Source organism: Tepidimonas fonticaldi (assembly GCF_001675355.1).
Taxonomy (GTDB): Bacteria; Pseudomonadota; Gammaproteobacteria; order Burkholderiales; family Burkholderiaceae_C; genus Tepidimonas; species Tepidimonas fonticaldi.
In genome coordinates this window covers 1-660 of the sequence record NZ_LZDH01000048.1, presented here as the reverse complement: position 1 = coordinate 660, position 660 = coordinate 1, and the positions used below count along the sequence as shown (strand labels likewise).

Genomic DNA, 660 nt, shown 5'->3' with positions numbered 1-660 from the left:
CCAACGGCAAGCGCGAGAACAAGGGCGTCGAGCTCAACGTGTTTGGCGAGCCGCTCAAGGGCTTTCGCTTGCTGGGTGGGGTGATGTACATCGACAGCGAACTGACCGACACCGTCGGCGGCAGCTTCGACGGCAACCGCGCCCCGGCAACACCGGAGTACAACGTCAGCCTGGGCGCCGAGTATGACGTGCCTGCCCTCGCCGGCCTGACCCTGACGGCCCGCGGCCTGCATTCCAGCTCGCAATACCTGGACCAGGCCAACAGCAAGCAGATCGACGGCTGGGAGCGCTACGACCTCGGTGCGCGCTATGCCTTCAAGGTCGATGACAAGGACATCCCCCTGCGCGCCAGTGTCGAGAACGTGCTGGACGACCGCTACTGGGCTTCGGCGGGTGCCTCGGATGACAGCGAAGCGGGGTTGACCCTGTCGACGCCGCGGACCTACCTGGTGTCAGCGACCCTGGGTTTTTGAGGGCACAGCGGTTAGCTGCAACAGGATCCCTGTGGGAGCTGGCTTGCCAGCGATGAGGCCAGTCCAGTCAATACATCAAGTGCTGACCGGACTACGACCGCTGCGAGCCCGACCGCTGGCAAGCCGGCCCCCACAGTTCAACCCTTGACCGCCGCCTCAATCACGCCAATCTAGAACAGAAGAGCAC

1 protein-coding gene is annotated in these 660 nt (G+C 64.2%); it reads left to right on the top strand.

Features of this window, described 5'->3' with window-relative positions:
• A partial coding sequence (locus tag A9O67_RS05755; RefSeq protein WP_156682265.1) for a TonB-dependent receptor domain-containing protein occupies window positions 1–473 on the top strand: 473 nt, incomplete at its 5' end.
• Window positions 474–660 lie beyond the last annotated feature (187 nt).